The sequence below is a fragment of the Streptomyces gelaticus genome (genome assembly GCF_014649535.1).
Classification (GTDB): domain Bacteria; phylum Actinomycetota; class Actinomycetes; order Streptomycetales; family Streptomycetaceae; genus Streptomyces; species Streptomyces gelaticus.
Genome location: NZ_BMTF01000036.1, coordinates 23,155 through 44,820, shown reverse-complemented (window position 1 = coordinate 44,820; position 21,666 = coordinate 23,155). Strand labels below are relative to the sequence as shown.

The window sequence follows — 21,666 nt, the reverse complement described above, 5'->3', positions numbered from 1 at the left end:
ACGGCTTCGACGGACACCAGCCCTACACCCCCGACGAGGTCCGCGAGGCCCTCCAGATCGGACCCGACACCCCGATCCTGACCACGGACGCACGCCACCGTGCCGACGCCAAGAGCGCGCTGATCACGCTCGTCGAGCACGCGCTCATGGCGCGGCTGCGCTAAGGACGTAGAAAGGGCCCCGCACTCCGGAAGGAGTGCGGGGCCCTTTCACGTCTTGCGCGTCAGCCCTGCCAGGAGTGCGGGGCACGGAAGCCCGGGGTGCGCTCCAGGCGGCGCCACCCGGCGGTGTTGCGGCCGCGGTGGGCGGGGGGTGCGGCGGGCTGGGCGGCGGCGCGGGCGAGGAGGACCGCGGTTATCGCGGCCAGTTCCTCGGGGTCGGCGAGACCCTTCTCGACGCGCAGCACGGACTCGGCGGCAGTGGACATGGGTGGTTTCTCCGTCTTCTCGGCAGGCAGGTCTTCGCGGGCTCGGCAGGGGTGCTGCGCGGCGTGCGGACTACTGCGGGGGGTTGCCGTGCTTGCGGGACGGCAGGTCGGCGTGCTTGGAGCGGAGCATGGCCAGCGAGGCGATCAGCACCTCGCGGGTCTCGGCGGGGTCGATGACGTCGTCGACCAGGCCGCGCTCGGCCGCGTAGTACGGATGCATCAGTTCCGCCTTGTACTCCTTGACCATGCGCTTCCGCATGGCTTCCGGGTCCTCGGCGTCGGCGATCTGCCGACGGAAGATGACGTTGGCGGCGCCCTCGGCGCCCATCACCGCGATCTCGTTGGTCGGCCAGGCGTAGGTCAGATCCGCTCCGATGGACTGGCTGTCCATCACGATGTACGCACCGCCGTACGCCTTGCGCAGGATCAGCGAGATCCTCGGCACGGTGGCGTTGCAGTACGCGTAGAGCAGCTTCGCGCCGTGCCGAATGATTCCACCGTGCTCCTGATCGACGCCGGGCAGGAAGCCGGGTACGTCCAAAAGAGTGATGATGGGGATGTTGAATGCATCACACATCTGAACGAATCGAGCGGCCTTCTCGGAGGCCTCGATGTCCAGGACGCCGGCCAGGGACTGCGGCTGGTTGGCGACGATGCCGACGACCTGGCCGTCCATCCGTGCCAGGGCACAGACGATGTTGCGGGCCCAGCGCTCGTGGATCTCCAGGTAGTCGCCGTCGTCGACGAGCTCCTCGATGACCTTGTGCATGTCGTACGGGCGGTTGCCGTCGGCCGGGACCAGGTCGAGCAGGACGTCGCCGCGCCGGTCGGCTGGGTCGTCGCTCGCGGCGGTGGGCGGGTTCTCGCGGTTGTTCGAGGGCAGCATGCCGATCAGGTAGCGGACCTCGGCGATGCAGGTCTCCTCGTCGTCGTACGCGAAATGCGCGACGCCCGAGGTCTCCGCGTGCACATCGGCGCCGCCGAGCCCGTTCTGGGTGATCTCCTCGCCCGTCACCGCCTTGACCACGTCCGGTCCGGTGATGAACATCTGCGAGGTCTCACGGACCATGAACACGAAGTCGGTGAGGGCCGGGCTGTACGCCGCGCCGCCCGCGCACGGGCCGAGCATCACACTGATCTGCGGGATCACGCCCGAGGCCCGGGTGTTGCGCTGGAAGATCCCGCCGTAGCCGGCGAGCGCCGAGACGCCCTCCTGGATACGGGCGCCCGCGCCGTCGTTCAGCGACACCAGCGGGGCACCGGCCGAGATGGCCATGTCCATGATCTTGTGGATCTTCGTGGCATGGGCCTCGCCCAGCGCACCGCCGAAGATCCGGAAGTCGTGCGCGTAGACGAAGACCGTGCGGCCGTCGACCGTGCCCCAGCCGGTGATGACACCGTCGGTGTACGGCTTCTTCGCCTCCAGGCCGAAACCGGTCGCCCGGTGCCGGCGCAGCTGCTCGACCTCCTTGAACGAACCCTCGTCCAGGAGCAGCGCGATGCGCTCACGCGCCGTCAGCTTGCCCTTGGCGTGCTGCGCCTCGGTCGCCCGGTCACTCGGTCCGCGACGGGCCTGCTCACGCAGTGCCAGCAGTTCGGCCACCCGGCCACGGGTGTCGCTCGGCTCGCCCGGGGTTTCGTCCACAACGGTCATGTACCGACCCTACGAAGCCGGGCAAGTAAATCCTGCCGTCGACTCCGTACAGTCTCCTGACCCGTTTCCTGGTGGAGCCCCACAGAATCCGGGCGGCATGCAGGCGAAGTACCAGCCGGTACGGGGCAGTCTTTGTGCGAGTCCGACAAAGACTCACTGTGGTCTGCTGCACACCCCGGTCAGCCTCGGGGTGTGCTCCGGTTGGGCGTTCTGCACCCGTTGGACGTCGTCGAGCCGGTCCCGCACCGGGGCATCGGGGTGGGCGATGGTCAGCAGCACCGCCTCGTAGAAGGCGTCCCGCACGGCGGCGGGCATCACGTCCGACGCGTCCAGGCAGAGCGGCACCCGCTGGTCGGTGAGACGGCTGCTGATCTGCTTCTCGACCGCCCCCTTCCTGGCGGGCACGTCGGGGTCCGGCGAGAATACCCCGGCCCTGCGGCCCCATTCCTCCTGTGCCCGGCGCGAGGTGAGCCGGGTGAGCAGATCGCGGGCCTGCGCAAAGTCGCCGAAGAGCGCGGCGAAGTCGGCCGACACCTCGCGGCCCTTGAGCCTCGGGCCCGAGGGCAGCAGCGGCGCGGAGTCCGTGAAGGCGGCCCGCCCGCTGCGGTCCCCGTAGAAGAACCGGGCGAAGGAGCCCTGGTGCTCCAGCGTGCAGCCGCCGGCGAAGAGCAGTCCGTGCCCGCCGGGCCGGCCCCGGTGATCGCCGAGCAGGGCCCGGCGGGCGGCCTCGGGGTCCTGGGCCAGCAGGCCGGCCCACAGGCTCCAGGCGTTGAGCACCGGACCGTCCGTCCATTTCAGCTCCCCGGTCGCCCACCGCTCGTACAGCACCGGGCCCGCCGTCTGCAGGATCAGGTCCTCGATCCAGTCGCTGCCCGGCCAGCCCGATGCCCCGTCGTCGCCCATGCCGATGCACCAGGACGCCAGCGGCGCGGGGTAGGAGGGCGGCGGCCGGTCCTTGCGGTACCAGACGATGCTCTTGAGGTCCGCCTTGAGCGGCACCCAGAGATCGGCCTCTATGCGCTTCGCCTCCGGCTGCCAGGGCCTGCCGTACTTCGCGCCCGCCCCCTTGCCCAGCGGACGCAGCCGCCCCTCCGCGGCGTACTCGACGAGGTCCCCGACGCCCGGCAGGATCGCGATGTCGGGCGGATTGCCGGCCTGCACGGCGGCGAGCAGGACCTCCCGGGTGGCGGCGGTGCCCTGGTAGGTGTACGGGGTTTCCAGGGTGTCGAGGACGGCCTTGAACTGCTTCTCCTGGTCGTCGGTCCACGGCCCGAGGATCGTCACCTTCGGCTGCTCGTCGCCACCGCCGGGCGCGGCGAGCCCGCAGCCCGCCGCGACCAGCGCCAGACACAGGACGAGCAGGACGGCGCGGGCACGCAGCATCATCCGGTCCTCCAGTAGTCGGCGTTCAGATGGCGGCCCATGCCGACGGCGGGCAGCAGCACGATCAGGGCGCCGGCCGCGAGCGCCCCGTAGTAGACGCCGCTCTGCCAGCCCTGGGCGGCCAGTTGGGCGCGCACCCGGGTCGACATGTCGGTGACGGCCTGCTGGGATCCCGCCAGGTCGCGGTGGTCGTGTGCCTGTTGTTCGATCCGGATCAGCCCGTCGCGGGCGGTGGCCAGCCGGTCCTGGGTGATGCTCGTCGCGATCAGCGGGCCCGTCGCGAGGAAGACGACGGCCAGCAGCGATACGAGCAGGCAGAGATCGAGGCTGTGGCCGCAGCGGGTGCGCAGCACCCACAGTGCGGAAAGGGTGATCAGGACCATGGCCAGCAGGCCGAGTTCGGCGACCGCCCAGCCGGACCACTGCACGGGGCTCATCGTGGTGAGCGTGCCGATCCTGGTCATCTGGTTCCCCTGGAGGACGTCCAGACGCGGCACCACGCCGGTGCCCTTGCGGGTGAGGAGGGTTTCGGCCTCGGAGAACTTCTCCTTCTGCATCGGCTCGTCCGACACGTACTTCACCGCGCCGGGGGTGATGGAGCTGCTGTACGAGGTGAGCACCCCGTTCACGGTTTCGAGCACCCCGCGCCCGCGGTCCCCGTCGATCTGTACGTCGGAGAGCCGGGACAACCCCTGGTCGGCGGCGGCCAGTTGGTTCTCGTAGCGGGCACCGGCCCCGACCACGTCGGCGATGCCGCTCCTCATGGAGCCCTCGGCCTCCTTGTGGGCGCGCAGCAGGGCGAGCTGGGTGGCGGCCACGCCCTGGACGGCCGGGGCGCCCCGGGCGCGCATCTCGCCCGCCGAGATCTGGACCTCGCGGTACGAGAGGAGCAGGGCGCCCATCGAGACCAGGGCGGTCACCAGCATCGCGGCCAGATGCCGCTCCAGCAGCCGCCGGGTCCTGGAGCGGTAGGCGCGTGCGTACGGTCGTCGGCCGGGCCTCACAGCTGCCTCCCGCAGTCGATGCAGAACACGGCCGCCGCTCCGGCCGGGTGGTCGCAGTGCGGGCAGCGGACCGCCGGTCCGGCCCGGGGCACCGGGGGCAGTTCCACGGGATGCCCGGAGGTGATGCTCAGCAGCCCCTGGCGGACGGTGCCCGGGTCGACGGCCGGCCCGATCAGGACGTGTCCCTGCGGGCCGTCCACGATGCGGGCGACCTTGCGGACCTCGTCCAGGACCCAGTCGGCGGCGATCTCGGTGGCGAGCCGGACGGCGAGTCCGAGCTGCGCCTCGGCCCGCTCGCGGCTCTCCAGGTCGAGGGCGGCGTAGCCGTGGTTGAGGGCGGTCCGCATCTGCGTGGAGACGTTCATGGTGTGGATGTTGCGGCCCGCCGCGCCGGAGAGGCCCGCGGTGGCCGCGGCGGTGCCGGAGGGCAGCCAGCGGACCACGACCGCCCCGGCGGCGCCGCCGACGGTGACCTCGGCGAGCTGGAGCGGGACGCCCAGCGGGTCGTTGCCGGCGTCGGCCCGGAGGGTGAGGAGGTAGTCGCGGGATTCCGGCTGCCACTGATGGGTGCGGAACTCCAGCCGGAACGGGTCGTCCCCGGCCGGATCCGGCTCCAGCCGCTGCTGGTGCGGAGCGATCTCGGTCAGCGTCACTTCCCGCACCGCCGGACGCACGGCCACCTCGATGGGGAGTTCGGGGCTGCGGACCTTGCGCAGCCTGCCCAGGGCGGTGGCGACGGCGGGGGCAAAGGCGTCGGGCGAGGAGGCGGCGGCGCCGTGCAGCCGTTCCGCGACGGCGATCAGCGGAGCAGGGTCCCAGCCCGCCCCGGGGGCGATGACGTCTGCGGTGAACTCCCCTTCGCAGCGGGTCAGTTCGATGCTCAGGGCGCTGTCGGCGCGGGCGGCGTCGTCGTCCTCGGAACGGCTGCCGCCGTCGGTGACGAGCACCAGATGCCGTACGGGGAGGGCGCGTTCGGCGAAGAGTTCGCGGGCCCTGGCCAGCCAGGTGGTGTATCCGGTCGGCGGCCGGCCCTCCTCGGCCGCGGCGATCCGTCCGACGCTGAATGCGGCGTGGCGCCGGTCGTCGGGGCCGGCGAGCGCCCACCGGCCGGTCAGCGGGTAGCACTGCGAGGCACCACCGCCCAGCACGGTGTAGGAGATCCCGTCGGGCAGCGCGCTCACGGTCTCGGCGAGCGCGGCCACGGCCGCGTCACGCCGCCCGGCGGCCACGTCCACCGCGAGGACCAGGGCGATGTCGACGGCGGGAATCCGGTCGCGCGGTCCGACGGCGGCGGCCCGGACCCGCAGATGGGCGTCGATCCGGGTGTCCTGGTCCGGCCGCTGCTCCGGAGCGACCTGGACGGACAGGCTGATCCCCAGCCCCGGCGGCGCGGTGTAGCGGCCCATTCAGCTGCCTCCAGGGGTACGGCGCCGGGGCGGGAACCAGAAGCGGGTCTGCGGGCGGACGGCGTGCGAGAGGTCGATGAGCTTCTCGTGGTCGGCGGTGTCCCTGCACTGCCGGGCCATCCAGCAGTAGCACCGGGCCAGTTCCTCGCGTACGGCCCGCTCACCGGGCACCGGTGCCGGCGGCAGTCCGCGCCGCCACCAGCGGCCGTCGTGCGGTGCGCCGCCCGCCGCGGCCCGGACCGCGTCGAGCTTCCACTCGTACAGTTCGGTGCGCAGCAGCCGGGCCGACTCGTCGCTCGTCACCGCGGACGCCGGATGCGGCCCGGGTCCGCCCTCGCGCAGCGGGACCGCGGCGAGCACGGCGTCGATCCGCCGCTTCCCGGGCAGCGGCCGCTCACCCGCCGCGAGCCGGGCCGCCCGGATGCGCAGCGCAGCGATCCGGGCGACGGTGTGGTCCCGCGACTCGTCCGGCACCAGGTCCAGGACCTCGGCCGCCGCGTCCCGGTCACCGCGCGCCAGGGCCAGCCTGGCCAGGCCCAGCGCGGCGCCGACGTGGGAGGGGTTGCGGGCGTGCACGGCCCGGAAGAGTTCGTACGCCGAGGGGATCGGACCGGCCGGACGGTCCGGGCCGAGCTGCTCCGCGGCGTAGGCCAGGGCCAGCTTCGCGGCGTACTCGCCGGGCAGTGCCCGGTGGACGGCGGCGAAGTGTTCCAGGGCGGCCTCCAGCAGCTGCCGCCGGTCGTCCAGGACCTCCGCACCACGCAACGCGACGAGTCCCCGGTGCCAGCTGAGCCGCCACTGCCGCACCGGTCCGGGGCCGGGTATGGCGTCGGCCACCGCCACTTGTTCGCGCGCTCCGGCCAGGGCCTCGCCGCCCTCCCGGCCGAGCAGCAGCCGGACGTTGTGCAGGCAGATCTCCACCGACCGCTCCCCCTCGGCGGGCTGGGCCAGCAGCCGGCCGGGGTCGTAGCTGCTCACCAGGAACCGGGCGGCCTCCGGGTCCCCGGGGTAGGGCCTGGGCACCGGCAGCCGCCGGGCGATCTCGGTGGGGGTGGGGAGCCCGGAGTCCAGTGCGGGTGCCTCGGGTGTCTGGTCGCGGCGGTGCGGGGTGCGGTCCAGCCAGTGCGCGTAGTCGGGTACGGTGCCCAGCCGCGCGCCGAGCAGTTCGGTGGACGGGGTGAAGTAGGCGGACGGTTCGGTCCGGTCCTGTTTTCCGCGCAGCGCCCGGATCTCGCGCAGCACTCCGCGCAGCTGGCCCACCATCTCCTCGGCGTCGGCGAACCGGCGCTCCGGGTCCCGGTCGGTGGCCCGCTCCACCACCAGGCGGAACGAGCTGGTGCCGAGGCCCGGTACGTCGTCGCCGACCGCCCAGCCCGCCAGTTCGGCCAGGGTCGCCCCGACGGTGTGGATGTCGTGGGCGACGGTCAGCGGACCACCGCCGACGGTCTCGGGCGCGGCGTACCTGGGGGTGATGACGGGCGGCAGTCCGGCGGATCCGCTCCCCCGCACCCCGCCGAGGTCGATGACCTTGACGCCGTCGTTCTGGTGGACGACGTTGGACGGCTTCATGTCCCCGTAGAGGAATCCCATGCCGTGCAGATGGGCGAGGGCTTCGAGGATCTGGCAGCCGTAGGTGATGACGTGTTCGATGTCGAGGACGAAGTTGCCCTGCCGGGTCGCCTCGACGACGGCGGAGAGCGTGCGGTCGCCGACGTCCTGCATCACGATGTAGCCGCCGGAGACCGTGCCGTCCTCGCTGCTGGTGCTGACGAAGTCCCGGATCTGGACGATGCGTTCGTGCCGGATGGCGACCAGGCTGCGGCGTTCCTCGGCGGCCTGGACGGCGCCCCGTTCCGCGTACCGGTTCAGCAGCCCCTTCACGGCGACGAGGTCTTCCAGGTGGGTGTCGCGGGCGAGGTAGACCCAGCCCTGGCCGCCGTGGGCGATGGGGCCGAGGATCCGGTACTGGTCCTGGAGCAGCGGCCCGTCCCGGTCGAGTTCGGGGCGGTAGGAGTAGGGGGTGCCGCACCTGGGACAGTGGCCCTCGTCGGGCGGCGGGGCGGCGGTGTACGGGGCGACGAAGTATGTGGCGCAGGACTTGGACGAGCAGCTCATCCGGATGTGGGCCTGTGTCACGGCGGCGCTCAACCGCTGGTCGGGGGTGTTCGGGCTGAGCAGGGGCAGTTCCAGCAGCCCTCGGGGTCCGCATTCGTCGGGGGCGGCGGGCAGCGGCGGGAGCCCCGGGCCGTCCTCGGCGCGGCCGCAGGTGTCGCAGTAGCCGGTGGACCGCACGGCGCCTTCGCAGGGGGCTCCGGTGAACCGGCGGTGCGGGCAGGGAATCCTCATCGCAGGCCGGCCCGGCCCTGGTCGCCGTGGTGTGCGGACAGGCCCGCCCGGCCGTACCGCTCCAGGTCAGCCCGGAGTTCACGCAGCAGGGCGCGCAGGCCCCGGAGCCGCTCGTGCGGGTCCTCGACGGCGCGCAGTCGTGCCAGCTGCCCGCGGCGGCGGGCCCCGCCGGTGCGTGGCAGGGGGATCAGGGAGCCCGACTCCACCAGGCCGTTCAGCCCCGCCCATTCCGTTTCGATCTCCTCGACGCGACGGACCAGCCGGTCGGCCCATTCGTCGAGGGCGGGTAACAGCAGCTGCCGCGCCACCTCGGTGACCTCTTCGCCGTGGCTGTCCCGCACGATGACGAGCAGCCGGAAGCCGAGCGCCCGCACCCGTGCGAGCAGGGGCACCAGGCGAAGCGGCCACGGGTCCTCGTCGAGTCCGACCACGGCGAGGGTGGGCCCCGCGCTCCCCGGGTCCTTGTCCGCCGGCCGCTCGGGCGGGGTGCCGCCCGCGAGCAGCCAGTCGCGGTAGGCCCGGGCGTGGTGACGGGGCGGGCGCAGCCGGGTCACCAGCTCGTCGACGAAGTCCTCCGGGGTGGTGCGTCCGCCCCGGTGGACGAGGTGGGCGCGGTGCAGATGGTGCTTGAGGGTGCGGTCGCGGCCGCCGCCGTGGGGGACGACGCTGAAGCGCACCGCGGGCTCGTCGCCCCCGGCGAACCATCTCCGCAGCCGCCGGTCCAGCCCGTGGTCCCAGCCGTCCGGACCGCTCAATTCGGCGACCAGGGGCACGAGTTCGGCGATCCGGTCGATCGGGATCATGTACGAGAACGCCAGTTCGTTGTCGGCGGGCAGCGCCAGATCGAGGTCGCCGCGCCAGCTGACGACCATCCCGACGACCCGCTCGGGCGATCCGGCCGGTCCGCCGCGCACCTGCACGGCGGCCCCGCTGAACCCCGGCTTGACCACCTCTTCGTTGCGTCCCGCGTCGAGCTGGATCCATCCGCCGTGCGCCCCGCTGATCCGCCCGGTCAGCCACATCCCGTCGGCGAAGGACCGCGCGTACCCGCCGATCCACACCTCGCCGCCGCGCTCCAGGCTCCGTTCGAGGGTCGCGGGGGTGGCGTGCGGGCGCGGGCTGTCCAGGGCGAGTACGGCGATGTCCTCCCGGGACGCACCGAGTCCCGGCAGCCAGCCGCCCTCGGCCACACGCGCCCCGACGGATGCGATGGCGGGGTTCTCCGCGAACTCCACCCAGATCCGGGCGTCCGGCTCTCCCACGACGTGGGCGCAGGTGAGTGCCCGGTCCTGGGTGAGCAGCACCCCGGCGCCGCAGACCGGCCCGTCCGCGCCGCCCTGCCTCAGCCGGAGCCGCCAGTCAGCCTTCAACTCCCCCATGCCGCATGAGAATACGCGCGCAACCGGCGCCGCTCCCAGCCTTCGGACACACTCCGGTCACCCGGTGTCCACCGAATGTCACGACCGGGCAGGGCCGCCACCGCACGCGCGTGCGGGGCGGGCGCACCGACCAGGTGCGCCCGCCCCGCGTCGCGAGGGTTCAGCCGCCGCAGTGGAAGCGCGCGTCGCCCCAGTCCGCGTGGTCGTTGCCGTTGCCGTCGCCGCCGTCGCCGACGACGAGTTCGACGTACTTGGCCCCGGTGACCTCCGCCGTCAGCGACCAGGCACTGTCGGCCGCCTTCAGCACGGGCGACTTCACCTTCTCGGCGCCGTCGGCGGTGACGGAGAACTGCACGCTGCCGGCGCTCTTCTGCACGTCGTCCACGCCGACCTGGGCGGTGAACGCGGTGCACTTCCCGCCCAGGTAGTAGCGGATCCTCGCCGGTGCGTGGCTGCCGAGGCCCTTGGTGTAGACAGTGCCGCCGATGGTCAGCGGGGAGCCGTCGCCGGTGCCGGTCTCGCCGTTGGAGAGGTCCTTCTCCACCGGGCCCCAGCCGTTCGTGGAGGCCGTCCAGTCCAGGTCGCTGGCCCAGCTGTCGGTGGCGGGCGGCGGCGGCAGGGTCCGTACGGAGGTCTGCGTGCCGAGGGTGCGCCGCGCCCCGCCGACGGTGTAAGCGGCCTCGGAACTCAGGGCGTAGGTCTGATACTTGGCGTCCACCGGCGGGGTGACCTGCCAGCTGCCGGTGACCTCGGCGCCCGCCGCAACCGAGTCGAAGGCGACGGCGCCGGTGGGCTCCGCCTTCCAGCCCTCGGGTACGGACAGGCTCAGGGCGACGCCGGTCGCCGCCGTCGCTTCGTAGTTGGTGAAGGTGGCCTTGACGGTGTTGGCCGTGCCCGGCTCCAGGGTCTCGGCGGCCGGCTCGACGCCGAGGGTGCCGCAGGCGGCCTGCTCGGAGGCGGGGGCCGGGCCGAGGTCGGTCACGGTGAAGGAGTCGAGGACGAAGTCGGCGCCGTCGGGGGCGTCGTCACGCTTGCGCAGCCCGGTCCAGCTGTCGCCGCAGCCCGCGGTGACGGTCTCGGCGAAGTGGCCGGTGGTGCGCTGCTGTCCGATGGCGGTGGTCCGGGTCTCGACGGAGTCGGGTTTGCCGTCGGCGGTGATCCGGTCGTAGCCGTCGACCCATTCGTAGGCGCCCGCGTGGCTGGACTGGTAGTCGTACTCGACCTTGTAGCGGTGCCCGTCGGTCATCGGCACGGTCCACGGGGCGGTGCGGTAGACGAGTCCGGCGTTCTCCTCGTGGGACTTGAGAGACTCCTTGCCGCCGATCACGTCGTCGATCAGCTTTCCGTTCCACCCGGCCTGGGTGTACGGGGCGTGCAGCTGGGAGATGACGGTGCGGGGGTCGGTGGAGCCGCCCGCGTCGCCCTTGAGGAAGGGGCCCCAGCCCTGGTCCACGGCCTCGAAGTCCTCGTGGGAGAGGGTGTTCTCCTTGGTCTTCGGGGCATTGGCGACGATGCGTACGTCATCGGCCCGCACGCTCGCCGCGCTGCCTGCGGCCGACTCGATGCGCAGGGTGGTGCGGCCGTTCGCGGGGGCCGTGAAGTTCACCTTGGCACGTTGGAAGTAGGTGCCGTGCCAGTCGGACGCGGCGACCTGATCCTTGACGGTGGAGCGGTCCACCGCGACGGACTTCCCGCCGATCGAGAGCGTGGTGTGCCGGGTCTTTCCGGGCTGGACCTCGATGAGCGCGGAGGCGGTGTAGCGCTTGCCGGGGGTGAGACCGTCGATGCGCTGGGCGAGCGCGGCCGTGCCGGTGCCGGAGAGTTCGGCGCTGTTGCGGCCCTGGCCGTCGGTGTCGCGGGTGACGGTCCCGGTCTTCGACCAGTCGGTCAGTCCCTTGTCGTTGAAGCCGGGGTCGTCGACCGGGGTGCCCTCGCCCCACTGGGGGTCGGCCGCCTTCGGCGCCTGCTCCGGGTAGAGGACGTACGGCCGGCCGGCCTTGGCGGTCAGCGTGATCTTCCCGTCGACGGGCTTGACCGTGCCGGTCTTCACCCGCCCGTTGTCGGTGAGCTCGTAGACGGTGTACGCGCCCTTCGACGGCACGGCCCAGCTGCTCGTGCCGCCGGACTTGCTGTAGTGGTACAGCTTCTTCCCGCCGTCCCAGGGCAGCAGGTAGTCGGTGCCGCTGAGGACCTTGCGGCCGTGGTCGTAGAAGGTCCGCCTGCCGTCCTCGACCGTGCCCCGGACACCGCCGGTGAGGGTGATGTCGTTGCCGTCCCAGCGGGTGATCTGCTGCTGCTGGAGGTACTTGGCAGGCAGGTTGCGCTGCCAGATGTTGTCGTAGAAGCCGTTCCAGTCGGTCTCGCCGGTCCAGCCCTCGAACTCCTCGATGGCGCTCTGGCCGAGGACCGGGTCGTTGTTCCAGACGTCCTTCTCGCCGTTGCGGATGAACCGGATGATCTTCGAGTTGAGGCCCTTGTTGGTGGCGCCGCCGTAGTCGAGGTCATTGGCCCAGTGCGACCAGAGCGAGCCTCGCTCGAACTTGTCGGCCCACTCGGTGGCGACGTTCCAGCCCTGCTGCTGCACGGAGCGCAGGGTCTTGTCGGCGATCCAGCCGTGCGTGTAGTAGACGTCGATGTAGAGCAGGCTCAGGTTGCGGTCGGTCTCGTCGCGCAGCTGCTGGAAGCGCCTGGCCAGGTCGCCGCTGTTGATGTCGCGGCGCTGGTCGATGTAGTAGCTCTGGCCGAGCCAGTTCCAGCCGGGCCTGGTCTTGTCGACGAGCTTCTCGTCGAAGGCCTTCGCCTCCGGGTACGCCTCGGTGGCGTTGACGTGGACGCCGAAGGTGGCGCCCCACTTCTTGCCGTCCTTGAGGAGCTCGTTGAGCTCCTTCAGCCCGCCGGCCCGCTTGTTGTAGTCGCCGCCGTAGTCGGGGTGGGCGGAGTCGTGGCCCTCGGAGGCGTATCCCTTGAGCAGGGCGAGCTGCCCGAGGCCGTCGGTGGCGAGGGAGATCCGCTTGACGTCGTCGAGGGTGCGCAGGAAGGGGTGGGTGGCCTGGCTGGCGAAGTTGAACGGGATGTGGGTGATCACCCGGTCCGGGGTGTCCTTGCCGCCGGGCGCCTCGACGCCGATGGAGCGGAACGCGACGGCGCCGTCCTGCCAGTCGACCGCCTTGTCGCCGTTGGCGTCGGGGGTGACGACGACCTTCGCCCAGGGCAGGTCGTCCCCGCTCTCCGGCTTCGGCGCCCCGTCGCCGCGGAAGGTCCACTGGCCGGACCAGACGCCGACCCGGACGCTGCCGTCGTCGGCCTTGCGGGCCTGGTGCCAGAACCGGGCGTCGTCACCGCCGGTGGCGCCGGACGGCTTGTCGTACGAGGAGTTGGACTCGACGGCCGCGGCGAGCGCGCCGGTGTTGAGAATCGCGTACGAGGCACCCACCGGCGCCTTGTCGGCGGCGGTGTCCGCGGTGACCTTCGAGAAGACGTCGGCGGTCTTCGTCGAGTCGTTGTCCAGCCGGGTGAAGGCGGTGGCGCCGCCGGTGTCCGTGGAGCCCACGGAGACCAGGTCGTGGCCGGGGATGTCGATGGTGCCGACGCGGAACGCCTCGGTGTCGCGGACCGCCGTCACCTTGAAGGTGGTGGCGCGTCCGGAGACGGAGAGCGAGGCGTCGATCTCGATGCCGGGCAGGTCGGTGAAGGTCAGCGTGTAGCGGGCGGCCGAGGCGGTGACCTCGGGGGCGCCCTTGAGCTTCACCGGGTGCGCGGTGCCGTTGAGGGTCACGGCGGTGACCGGCTGCGTACTGCCGAAGAGCCGGCTGCCGGTGGCCTTGTCGGTGTACGCCAGGACGCGCGGGAAGTCGTCGGCGACGGCGACCGCGAGCTGCGCGGACCCGATGACGGTGGCGCCCGCGGGGACCGCCGACTCGACTGCGGCGGGTGAGGGAGCGGAGGCGGCGGTGGCGGGGAGCGCGGTCCCCACCAGCGCCAGGACGGCGGCTGAGGCGGCGGCGACAGCGCCCGCCGAAGTGAATCTTCGCGACATGTGCTCTGCGTAGTCCCCGTGACCGGACACCGTCAACGACCTGCCGCGACTCGGGGTGCTCCAGTCCAACAACCGCTCTGCGTAAGTCCAAGTGGACGGTATGTGTCCTGCTGGGGACGCGAGTTCAGGTACGGCGCCCGTCTGCGCCGCCCGGCCCCTCGGGCTCGCCCGCTCCGGCGTTCCTGCCTTCCGCCCAGGTCAGGGTGGCCACCAGGGGGCGGAAGGCGGTGCGTAGACGGGCGGCCCGATGCCCGTGTGTGGTGCTGGAAGTGGTGGCGCAGGCGGCCCGGTGCGGCTTCGCCTCGCCGGCCGGCCTGCGCCATCACTTCTCCCGGCTGACGGGCGCCACACCACGCGCCTAACGCAAGAGCCGCCGAGCGGCGCGCCCGGCGGCCGATGCGTGACGGCCCCTACTCACCAGCGCAGGGCGGTGAAGTCGATCGGCCGGGGCCGCAGCAGCCCGGTGCGTTCCGTCAGCGCGTGCAGCCGCCGGGACATCTCGTCGGCCTCCCGGCGCTGCCGGTCGCCGTGGCCGGGCAGCACCCATTCGAACCGCAGCTGCCCCGCCGTCCGCGCCAGTGAGGCGGCCAGCTCCTCGATGGAGTACCAGGTCACGCTCTCCGCGACTTCCAGATCGTCGGTCGTGCGCGACCAGTAGAAGCTGTCACCGCTGAAGCAGTACCGGTCGTCCGCGAGATAGAGCACGCTGCCCCGGGTGTGACCGGGCAGCGGATGGGCGGTGACGCCCTCCCCGATCTCCACCGGATCGAGCCCCCGGATCACCTGGTCCGCGTCCGGCGCCGCGTCGAGATCGCCCTCGTGGATCCACATCCGGGCGCCGAAGTGGTCGGCGTAACGGCGCCCGTGCGCGACGTGGTCGCGGTGGGTGAGCAGTACGTCGGTGACGGGCCCGGTGGCCGCCACGTACCGCTCGGCGAGTTTGGGGCTCCAGCGCGGGGTGTCGATCATCATGACGGAGCCGGACGGACGCCGCAGCAGGTAGGAGTTGGCGCCGGCGGTCTGCCGGGAGTTGTGTCCGCAGACCAGTACGCCGTCGTCCAGCGCCATCGGGAAGGGGTCGAGCGCAGGGTCCGGCTGTCCGGACGCGGGCCGGATCGAGCGGGTGTGGCAGGCGAAGACGGCGGCGTGTAAGCGCCTGTTCTCCGCGTCATCGCTCGGCTGCCGCAGAATCCGCGACGTCCCTTCCTCCTCGACGATCAGCTCGGGAGCGAACTGCCGGGCGACATCGCAGTTGGTGCAGCGGTCGTCCACGTACCAGTCGGTCATGGCAGGGTTCCTTCCACTTCCACTTCCATGGAAACTTCCACGGGAACGGCCCCGTCGAGGGCCGCTGTTTCAGGGATAGCCCACGCGCGGCCGGAACCGGTAGACCCTGCCGATCTTGCATCTCGGCCCCGGGGTCTATCTCGTCGACATGCTGCGCCCCGCCCCCGCCGACACCTCGAACTCGCACCACACCACCTTGCCGGGGTTCCGCTCCCCCACTCCCCACTTGTCGGCGAGCGCCTCCACCAGCCGCAGCCCACGACCCCCTTCCTCCTCGGAGACCGCCCAGGAATCGGCGAGCCGGACCTCCCCGTCACCACTGTCGTGGACCTCGATGCGCAGGGTGCCGCCGACCGGCTCCAGGTGGAGGTGGAGCCGGAAGCCCCGACCGGGAGGGACGCCGTGCAGCACGGCGTTGGTGACGAGCTCGCTCACGCAGAGCAACACCTCGTCGGAGCGTTCCTCGCACGCCCAGTCGACCAGAGCGTCACGCACGAACTGCCGTACGAGCGGTACGGATCGGCGTTCCCGGCGGTGGAACACCTCGCGGAAGCGGGGAAGTTGAGTTGTCTCGTTCACGACTCCAACGTCACACAAAGTCACTACCGTTGAGCAGCGCGTCGGGTCGTACAACGGAGATGTACGACTTCTGACGGGTCATCCGGGGTTCGTGACGGGGAGAGGCAGTTCATGCAACCGGCAAAGAAGAAGAGCAAGCGGATCACGTCCTGGCACCTGATCGGCGCCCAGCTGGCGATGTTCCGCAAGGCGGCCCGAATGACACAGGCGGCCCTGGCCGAACGGTGCTCCGTGGGCGAGGACACGATCGCGTCGATCGAGCAGGGGCGCAGAGCGCTGCAGTGGGACCTCGCGGTCCTGCTGGATGAACTGCTGGACACGAAGGGGGCGTTGCAGGTCGCGGTGTCGAAGGTGCCGCAGAAGGAGCGGTTCTCGGCGTTCGTACAGGACTTCGTGGACTACGAGCAGAAGGCGGTGACGCTGCTCTCGTATCAGAACCAGGTGGTGCCGGGACTGCTCCAGACCGAGGAGTACGCCCGGTTCGTCGTCTCCTGCATGTATCCGCCTCCCGAGGAGGACGAACAGGAGGAGCGGGTAGTAGGCCGACTCGACCGACAGAAGCTTTTCCAACGCAGGCCGCGCCCCATGCTCCACTTCCTGCTGGAGGAGAGCATTCTGCGAAGCGAAATCGGTGATCCTGCCATGCTGCGGGAGCAGATCCGGCATCTGCGCCAGTGCATGGAATTCCCTTTCCTGGGCCTTCAGATCATGCCGATGAAACTACCGAAGCATGCCGCTCTCGACGGCCCGATGGTGGTGCTGGAGACCCCCGATCACGACCACCTTGTCTACGTGGAGGGTCAGCTGACCAGCTACCTCCACGAGGACCCAGACGACGTCAGCGTGCTCCAGCAGAAATATGGGATGCTGCGTTCGCAGGCGCTTTCCGTCGAGGCGAGCGCACGCCTACTGGACGAACTGCTTGGAGAGACATGACCCACGCACGTACCGCCGCCCTCGCCTGGTTCAAGTCCAGCTACAGCAGCGACCAGGGTGGCGCCTGCCTCGAAGTCGCCTACGAATGGCGCAAGTCGAGCTACAGCGGCAGCCAGGGCGGTGACTGTGTCGAGGTCGCCGCCCACCCCGCCGCCGTGCACATCCGCGACTCCAAGGTGACCGACGGCCCCGTCCTCACCGTTCCCCCCGCCGCTTGGACCGCCTTCCTCGAAGCGTCGGTCTGAGAAACACCGCCCCGCCCGTCAGAGCGGCTCCAGACACAGAACCTTTTCCCTGACCTCCGCCTCGTGGTCATCACTCTCGGACCACCCCTTCGCGGACTCGGAGCACTTCACGGGCGGGTGGCGGTACAGCACCTTCGAGTAGTACGTGTCTTCACTGCCGTCGCTCAGGAAGGCGCGCAGCAATATCCCTCCCCTGGCCGCGAGTTGTGGAAGATTGAAACGCTTGAGAGCGCTCTCAGTCATAGGCCTTGACGTTGGATGCGACCCTCACCAGAGTGGTGCGCACCGCGGACACCCCTCCGCCTTCACCCCCCGCACGATCGCCCCGTCCGTGGCCCCCACACTTCGGGAGTCTCTCGTGATCTCGCGCAGACTGTTCCTGACGGGCGGCGCCGCCGCCACCGCAACCGCCCTCACGTACCCGGCCTGGGGCAGCGCCCTGAGCCCGAGCGCGTCCGCTGCCCCCACGACCTGTGAACTGGCTCTGCAAAACCGCTCGTTGCCCGGCAGGGTCACTGCGGGCCGACGGCAGCGTCTACCGCCCCGACTCCCCCGCCGCACCGCAGACCCCACTGCCCGTCGACTGCGCCATCCCACTGAACACGGCGGGCGGCGCCCCGGTGGTTCTGACGCTCCCCCAGATGTACGGCGCCCGCGTCTACTTCGTACGCGACGACACCCTCACGTTCTACCTCAACCCCGGCCCCGCCCTGGTCGAGCCGGCGTTCGCGACGTCCACCGACGCCAACTACGGCCGCACCTGGTCCTTCTGCGAGTTCACCTTCAACCCACAACAGCTGTACGCGAACATCAGCTACGTCGACCTGGTCACCGCGCTGCCGATCGGCCTGACCCTGGAGGGCGACGCGACACACACCGTGGCACCGCTCCCCGACGGCGCGGTACAACGGATCGCGGACGCCCTCACCGCCCAGGCCGCCGCCGACGGCCAGCCGTGGGACAAGCTGGTCATCCGCGGCGCGGACGGCGACGTACTGCGGGTGATCTCACCGCAGAACCTGATGGCACCGTTCTTCGACCGCCCGGACGAGATGCCGTTCCGCGGCCGAGAGTTTCGCAGGATCGTCTCGAAGTTGACTGGCCTGCCCCCTGACCTGCAACAGAAGGTTGAACGCTTCCTGGTTCCATAGAACACCGACGCACGAATTTCCACCTACGGAACGTCTCGCAAGAGGGAGCACGGGCCGGGACGCGTCGCCGCCCGGCCACGGGCGAGACGGCGGACCATGATGCCGATCATTGCCCAGCGGATCATGGTCTCTGAGTGGGCCGGGCTCGCTAGTACGCCTGAACCCTGTTGTGCGTCACTTTCCACCCGTCCCCGCATGGCCAATTCCATAGGCTCACGAGCTGTATCCACCATGCCCTTTGGGCCAGGGCACTGTGATTGTCCATCATCTCGACCACTTCGATGCGGCGCCTCAAGGGACTGTCCAGCGACGGGATCCGCTGCCCGCCGCCAATGCCTTCTTCCGCGCTCGCCGTGCCGAGGGGGCCGCCCGGCGCCGCCGCCGCGTCCGCTGGTCCGGCGCCGGGAGGCCGGTCGGTCAGCCCGAGGTCGGCGGGGTTCGGCCGTCCACCTCGTACTGGCCGACTTCGATGAAGTGGCGCAGTTCTTCCGGGGTGCCGTCCACGACGTTCTGGGCCGCCGCGCGCAGGGCGTCGCTGATGTTCGGGTCGGCCAGGATCCTGGAGACGGCCACGCGGTCGTCCTCGGCCTGGGCCAGGCGCAGGCCCGTCTCCAGGAAATAGCGCAGGTCCTCGGGCGTACCGTCCAGGGCCTTCTGCGCCTCGCGGTGGACGCCCTTCCCGGTCTTCGGGTCGGCCAGGATCCTGGAGACGGCCACGCGGTCGTCCTCGGCCTGGGCCAGGCGCAGGCCCGTCTTCAGGAAGTTGCGCAGGTCGTCGACCGTGCCGTCGAGGGCTTTCTGCGCCTCGCGGTAGACGCCCCTGCCGATGTCGGGATCGGCCAGGATCTTGAGGACGGCGATGCGGAGTTCTTCCTCCGACATCGAGTCGTAGGGGGACCCGTCGTCCTGTGCGGCCGCCGCGGTGGCGGGCGAGGTCGCCGCCGAGGCGGCGAAGGACGGGGTGGAGAGCAGCAGGGCCGGGGCCAGTGCGCCTGCGGCCACGGCCAGTGCCGCACGGGTGAGTCTCATGGGTAACCTGCCTCGCGTCGAGGAAAGGCCGGTGCGCGACGCACCGGCAGCCGCGCGGTGTCCGGCGGCGAGGCATCTTCCCAAGAAGCGGCTCCCGGCTCATTTCCCGGACCGGGCAGTCTTCACCGCCGGCTCGTTGCCGATGTGATCACGCACCCGTGCGGGTGCCCGTCCGGTGAACGGGGCACCCGCACGAACTGCCGCTCGCGGTAAGGGAGTCAGCAGCCACCGCAGTTGTAGTACGTCACGTCCCAGTGGTTGCCCTCGTCGGCGTAGATGTTGCCGGAGCCCGCCTTGTACTGGGGGGCACCGTCACCGCGCACACCGATGTAGGTGAAGACGTTGTGGACGTAGTTGGTGAGGCAGGTCGACTTGGCGAAGTCGAGCTTGTAGCCGTTCCAGTGGGAGTAGGTGCCACCGGCGTGCCCGGTCTCGGTGCCGCCGGTGATGTTCAGCGCGCAGCCCGTGGCGCTCTTGAGGGTCTGGGCGCCCTGCGCGGTGGCCAGGTTGAGCTGGTCGAACGAGGTGCAGGTGGCGACGTTGCGGTCGGAGCAGCCACCGGAGGACGACCAGGTGATGCCGGAGGAGCTGAACCGGGCGGTGGCCTCGGCGTGGGTGAGCTTGGTGACGGCGTGGGCCTGGGTGGCGCCACCGCCCAGGACACCGATGCCCGGGGCGAAGAGAACGCCCAGGACAAGGGCGAATGCGGTGAGGACGGGGCGCAGTCTCATGTGGGACAGCATGGGGGGAATCCTCCTGCTCATGACAAGTAAGGGCAGGGGAATACTGCCCGAGTTCTACGCGCGTCCGCCAGAGGGTGGCGACGATCGGGCGCGGGAGTTGAGCCGGCGTTCGGCCGCCGTTCACGACCACCCCGGGGATAGATGTTGAACCTTGAACTAGATTCCGCTACAGTCAATCTCGTTGAAGGTTAAACAACTACCTCAACGCCAGCTCGACCCACGCTCAAACCCACGCTCAAACCCCCACTCAAACCCCCACTCGATCGCCGCTCGACCACGTCCCCCGAGGAGGAGCCATGGCTCTGTTCAACCGCAAGAACAACAACGCCCCGTCCACCCCCGCCACCGTGACCCCCGCCGTGGACCCGGCCCTCGCCGCCCTCACCGGCGACTACACGATCGACCCGGCCCACAGCAGCATCGGCTTCACCGTGCGCCACGCCATGGTCACCAATGTGCGCGGCACCTTCGGCGAGCACGAGGGCAGCCTGAAGCTGGACGGCTCCGACCCGGCGAACTCCACGGCGTCGATCGACGTCAGGATCGCCAGCATCGACACCGGCATCGCCGACCGCGACGGCCACCTGGTCAGCGGCGACTTCTTCGACGCCGAGAAGTTCCCGCTCATGACCTTCCGCTCCACGCATGCCGAGCAGCTCGGCGGTGACACGTACCGCGTCACGGGCGACCTGACCATCAAGGACGTCACGCGTCCGCTCTCCATCGACCTGGAGTTCAACGGCTCCGCCACCGACGTCTACGGCAACGAGCGGGTCGGCTTCGAGGGCAGCGCGGACATCCTGCGCTCCGACTGGGGCCTGACCTGGAACGCGGCGCTGGAGACCGGCGGCGTCATGGTCAGCGACAAGGTCAAGCTCAACTTCGACATCTCCGCGATCAAGTCCGCCGCGCCGCAGGCCTGACGCCCACCGTCGCCGTACTGCCCGACCCGAGCGCGTCCGCCTCCCCCTCCCCCACCGGGGAGGGAGGCGGGCGCTCGGCGTTGCCCCGGTCAGGCCCGGCGGGCGGCGACCGCGCGGTTCACGTCATCGGTGATCAGGTCCGCGTTGATCGCAGCGGCGGCCTGCACCCCGGCAGCAGCGGCGACGACGACCTTCCCCTTCGGGTCGGCGACGTTGCCGGCCACCCGGACGCCGGGCACCTCCGTCGCCCCGGCCGGGTCGGCGGCGACGTACGTCCCGATCACCCGATCCGCCTCCTTCGCCTCGGCCGCGTCCAGCCCCAGGCCCACGAGGAAGTCCGCGCGGGCGGTGAAGCCGGGCTGCACCACGAGGGCCTCGCGCGGGACCACCCTGCCGCCGGCCAGCCGAACCCCGGTGAGCCGGTCGTCCGTCACGTCGAGCCCGGTCACCTCGCCGTCGACCACGGCGATGCCGCGCGCGGCCAGCTGCTCGTACTCCTCGTCCGTGGGCTCGGGCCCGGTGTGGCGGAAGAGGGTGACGTCCTCGCTCCACTGGCGCCACATCAGCGCCTGCTGCACGGCCTGCGGGCCGGTGGCGAGGACGCCGATCGGGCGGGAGCCGACCTCCCAGCCGTGGCAGTACGGGCAGTGCAGGACCTCGCGGCCCCACCGTTCGGCCAGGCCCGGCACCGGGGGCAGTTCGTCGACGAGGCCGGTGGTCACCAGGAGCCGGCGCGCCACGACCGGGGCCCCGTCCTTCCGTACGACACGGAATCCCTCGCCGTCGGGCAGCCGCTCGGCGGCCACCACGGCGTCCTGGACGACCTCTCCCCCGTAACGGGTCACCTCATCCCGGCCGGTGGCCAGCAGTTCCGAGGGCGGGACGCCGTCGTGTCCCAGGTAGCCGTGCATGTGCGAGGCCGGGGCGTTGCGCGGCTGCCCGGCGTCGATCACCAGCACCGACCTGCGCGCCCTGGCAAGGACCACGGCTCCGCTCAGTCCGGCGGCTCCACCGCCGATCACCACCACGTCGTAGCACCGGTCACCGCCGCGCTCACCGGTCGCATCGTCGATGACATTCATGTCGTCCGTGTCGTCCATGTCGTCCACGAGAAGCACCTCCATTCACCGGAAGCGTC

17 protein-coding genes and 2 pseudogenes are annotated in these 21,666 nt (G+C 71.1%); 5 read left to right on the top strand and 14 right to left on the bottom strand.

All coding sequences use genetic code 11. The annotated features are described in order from the left end of the window. Nucleotides 1-164, top strand: a pseudogene (locus IE107_RS32065) (ATP-binding protein); the annotation flags it as partial. 59 nt (nt 165-223) lie between these two features. Here the strand turns inward: IE107_RS32065 and IE107_RS32060 are convergent. The 10 genes from IE107_RS32060 to IE107_RS32015 all read right to left on the bottom strand — a co-directional run bounded on the left by IE107_RS32060 (nt 224) and on the right by IE107_RS32015 (nt 15,501). Continuing rightward, complete coding sequence (locus IE107_RS32060) at nt 224-427, bottom strand: acyl-CoA carboxylase subunit epsilon (protein ID WP_093545194.1); 204 nt, start codon at nt 425-427, stop codon at nt 224-226. 70 nt (nt 428-497) lie between these two features. After that, a complete protein-coding gene (locus IE107_RS32055) occupies nt 498-2,081 on the bottom strand; it encodes an acyl-CoA carboxylase subunit beta (RefSeq protein WP_189547868.1) in 1,584 nt (527 codons plus the stop codon). Between the two features lie 153 nt (nt 2,082-2,234). After that, nucleotides 2,235-3,467: an extracellular solute-binding protein gene (locus tag IE107_RS32050; RefSeq protein ID WP_189547867.1), complete on the bottom strand. Its 1,233-nt coding sequence runs from the start codon at nt 3,465-3,467 to the stop codon at nt 2,235-2,237. After that, a complete protein-coding gene (locus IE107_RS32045) occupies nt 3,464-4,468 on the bottom strand; it encodes a GlnX family signal transduction membrane protein (protein WP_229867415.1) in 1,005 nt (334 codons plus the stop codon). Before IE107_RS32045 ends, IE107_RS32050 begins: the two co-directional genes overlap by 4 nt. Further along, a complete protein-coding gene (locus tag IE107_RS32040; RefSeq protein WP_189547866.1) occupies nt 4,465-5,874 on the bottom strand; it encodes a vWA domain-containing protein in 1,410 nt (469 codons plus the stop codon). Before IE107_RS32040 ends, IE107_RS32045 begins: the two co-directional genes overlap by 4 nt. After that, nucleotides 5,875-8,220, bottom strand: coding sequence for a serine/threonine protein kinase (locus tag IE107_RS32035; protein WP_189547865.1), 2,346 nt, complete (start codon nt 8,218-8,220; stop codon nt 5,875-5,877). Next, nucleotides 8,217-9,599: a S1 family peptidase gene (locus IE107_RS32030; protein ID WP_189547864.1), complete on the bottom strand. Its 1,383-nt coding sequence runs from the start codon at nt 9,597-9,599 to the stop codon at nt 8,217-8,219. The genes IE107_RS32035 and IE107_RS32030 overlap by 4 nt, the downstream gene beginning before the upstream one ends. Before the next feature lie 160 nt (nt 9,600-9,759). After that, nucleotides 9,760-13,635 carry an endo-alpha-N-acetylgalactosaminidase family protein gene (locus IE107_RS32025; protein ID WP_189547863.1) on the bottom strand — a complete coding sequence of 1,292 codons (3,876 nt, stop codon included), beginning with the start codon at nt 13,633-13,635 and terminating at the stop codon, nt 9,760-9,762. Between the two features lie 414 nt (nt 13,636-14,049). Next, nucleotides 14,050-14,922 carry an MBL fold metallo-hydrolase gene (locus tag IE107_RS32020; RefSeq protein ID WP_189547862.1) on the bottom strand — a complete coding sequence of 291 codons (873 nt, stop codon included), beginning with the start codon at nt 14,920-14,922 and terminating at the stop codon, nt 14,050-14,052. 135 nt (nt 14,923-15,057) lie between these two features. Further along, nucleotides 15,058-15,501 carry an ATP-binding protein gene (locus IE107_RS32015; RefSeq protein WP_189547861.1) on the bottom strand — a complete coding sequence of 148 codons (444 nt, stop codon included), beginning with the start codon at nt 15,499-15,501 and terminating at the stop codon, nt 15,058-15,060. Between the two features lie 111 nt (nt 15,502-15,612). Here IE107_RS32015 and IE107_RS32010 point away from each other — a divergent pair, with 111 nt between their 5' ends. Both IE107_RS32010 and IE107_RS32005 read left to right on the top strand, forming a co-directional pair. Continuing rightward, on the top strand, nt 15,613-16,437 hold the full coding sequence (locus IE107_RS32010) for a helix-turn-helix domain-containing protein (protein WP_189547860.1): 825 nt from the start codon (nt 15,613-15,615) through the stop codon (nt 16,435-16,437). Beyond that, nucleotides 16,434-16,682 carry a DUF397 domain-containing protein gene (locus IE107_RS32005; RefSeq protein WP_189547859.1) on the top strand — a complete coding sequence of 83 codons (249 nt, stop codon included), beginning with the start codon at nt 16,434-16,436 and terminating at the stop codon, nt 16,680-16,682. The genes IE107_RS32010 and IE107_RS32005 overlap by 4 nt, the downstream gene beginning before the upstream one ends. 18 nt (nt 16,683-16,700) lie before the next feature. On the opposite strand, the gene IE107_RS32000 is transcribed toward IE107_RS32005, so the two are convergent. Further along, nucleotides 16,701-16,925: a hypothetical protein gene (locus IE107_RS32000; RefSeq protein ID WP_189547858.1), complete on the bottom strand. Its 225-nt coding sequence runs from the start codon at nt 16,923-16,925 to the stop codon at nt 16,701-16,703. A gap of 115 nt (nt 16,926-17,040) precedes the next feature. Here IE107_RS32000 and IE107_RS31995 point away from each other — a divergent pair. After that, nucleotides 17,041-17,746, top strand: a pseudogene (locus IE107_RS31995) (beta-1,3-glucanase family protein); the annotation flags it as partial. Between the two features lie 504 nt (nt 17,747-18,250). On the opposite strand, the gene IE107_RS31990 reads toward IE107_RS31995, so the two are convergent. Together IE107_RS31990 and IE107_RS31985 are read right to left on the bottom strand one after the other, a co-directional pair. Further along, complete coding sequence (locus IE107_RS31990) at nt 18,251-18,862, bottom strand: ALF repeat-containing protein (protein ID WP_189547857.1); 612 nt, start codon at nt 18,860-18,862, stop codon at nt 18,251-18,253. Between the two features lie 218 nt (nt 18,863-19,080). Next, the gene (locus IE107_RS31985) at nt 19,081-19,605 is read right to left on the bottom strand and encodes a hypothetical protein (protein WP_189547856.1); all 525 of its coding nucleotides are present in this window, start codon (nt 19,603-19,605) and stop codon (nt 19,081-19,083) included. 296 nt (nt 19,606-19,901) lie between these two features. Between IE107_RS31985 and IE107_RS31980 the strand changes: the two genes are divergently transcribed. Then, nucleotides 19,902-20,528: a YceI family protein gene (locus IE107_RS31980; protein WP_189547855.1), complete on the top strand. Its 627-nt coding sequence runs from the start codon at nt 19,902-19,904 to the stop codon at nt 20,526-20,528. A gap of 89 nt (nt 20,529-20,617) precedes the next feature. Here IE107_RS31980 and IE107_RS31975 read toward each other — a convergent pair whose 3' ends face one another. Further along, entirely contained in the window at nt 20,618-21,610 is a 993-nt protein-coding gene (locus tag IE107_RS31975; RefSeq protein WP_189547869.1) for an NAD(P)/FAD-dependent oxidoreductase, read from the bottom strand. Nucleotides 21,611-21,666: the final 56 nt, after the last annotated feature.

What these genes read in the sequence shown, in the direction of transcription:
- IE107_RS32055 (WP_189547868.1), bottom strand. Translation starts at nt 2,081, where the DNA reads ATGACCGTTGTGGACGAAACCCCGGGCGAGCCGAGCGACACCCGTGGC.
- IE107_RS32035 (WP_189547865.1), bottom strand. Translation starts at nt 8,220, where the DNA reads ATGAGGATTCCCTGCCCGCACCGCCGGTTCACCGGAGCCCCCTGCGAA.
- IE107_RS32020 (WP_189547862.1), bottom strand. Translation starts at nt 14,922, where the DNA reads ATGACCGACTGGTACGTGGACGACCGCTGCACCAACTGCGATGTCGCC.
- IE107_RS32010 (WP_189547860.1), top strand. Translation starts at nt 15,613, where the DNA reads ATGCAACCGGCAAAGAAGAAGAGCAAGCGGATCACGTCCTGGCACCTG.
- IE107_RS32005 (WP_189547859.1), top strand. Translation starts at nt 16,434, where the DNA reads ATGACCCACGCACGTACCGCCGCCCTCGCCTGGTTCAAGTCCAGCTAC.
- IE107_RS31980 (WP_189547855.1), top strand. Translation starts at nt 19,902, where the DNA reads ATGGCTCTGTTCAACCGCAAGAACAACAACGCCCCGTCCACCCCCGCC.
- IE107_RS32060 (WP_093545194.1), bottom strand. Translation starts at nt 427, where the DNA reads ATGTCCACTGCCGCCGAGTCCGTGCTGCGCGTCGAGAAGGGTCTCGCC.
- IE107_RS32030 (WP_189547864.1), bottom strand. Translation starts at nt 9,599, where the DNA reads ATGGGGGAGTTGAAGGCTGACTGGCGGCTCCGGCTGAGGCAGGGCGGC.
- IE107_RS31990 (WP_189547857.1), bottom strand. Translation starts at nt 18,862, where the DNA reads ATGAGACTCACCCGTGCGGCACTGGCCGTGGCCGCAGGCGCACTGGCC.
- IE107_RS32040 (WP_189547866.1), bottom strand. Translation starts at nt 5,874, where the DNA reads ATGGGCCGCTACACCGCGCCGCCGGGGCTGGGGATCAGCCTGTCCGTC.
- IE107_RS32000 (WP_189547858.1), bottom strand. Translation starts at nt 16,925, where the DNA reads ATGACTGAGAGCGCTCTCAAGCGTTTCAATCTTCCACAACTCGCGGCC.
- IE107_RS32050 (WP_189547867.1), bottom strand. Translation starts at nt 3,467, where the DNA reads ATGATGCTGCGTGCCCGCGCCGTCCTGCTCGTCCTGTGTCTGGCGCTG.
- IE107_RS31985 (WP_189547856.1), bottom strand. Translation starts at nt 19,605, where the DNA reads ATGCTGTCCCACATGAGACTGCGCCCCGTCCTCACCGCATTCGCCCTT.
- IE107_RS31975 (WP_189547869.1), bottom strand. Translation starts at nt 21,610, where the DNA reads ATGAATGTCATCGACGATGCGACCGGTGAGCGCGGCGGTGACCGGTGC.
- IE107_RS32025 (WP_189547863.1), bottom strand. Translation starts at nt 13,635, where the DNA reads ATGTCGCGAAGATTCACTTCGGCGGGCGCTGTCGCCGCCGCCTCAGCC.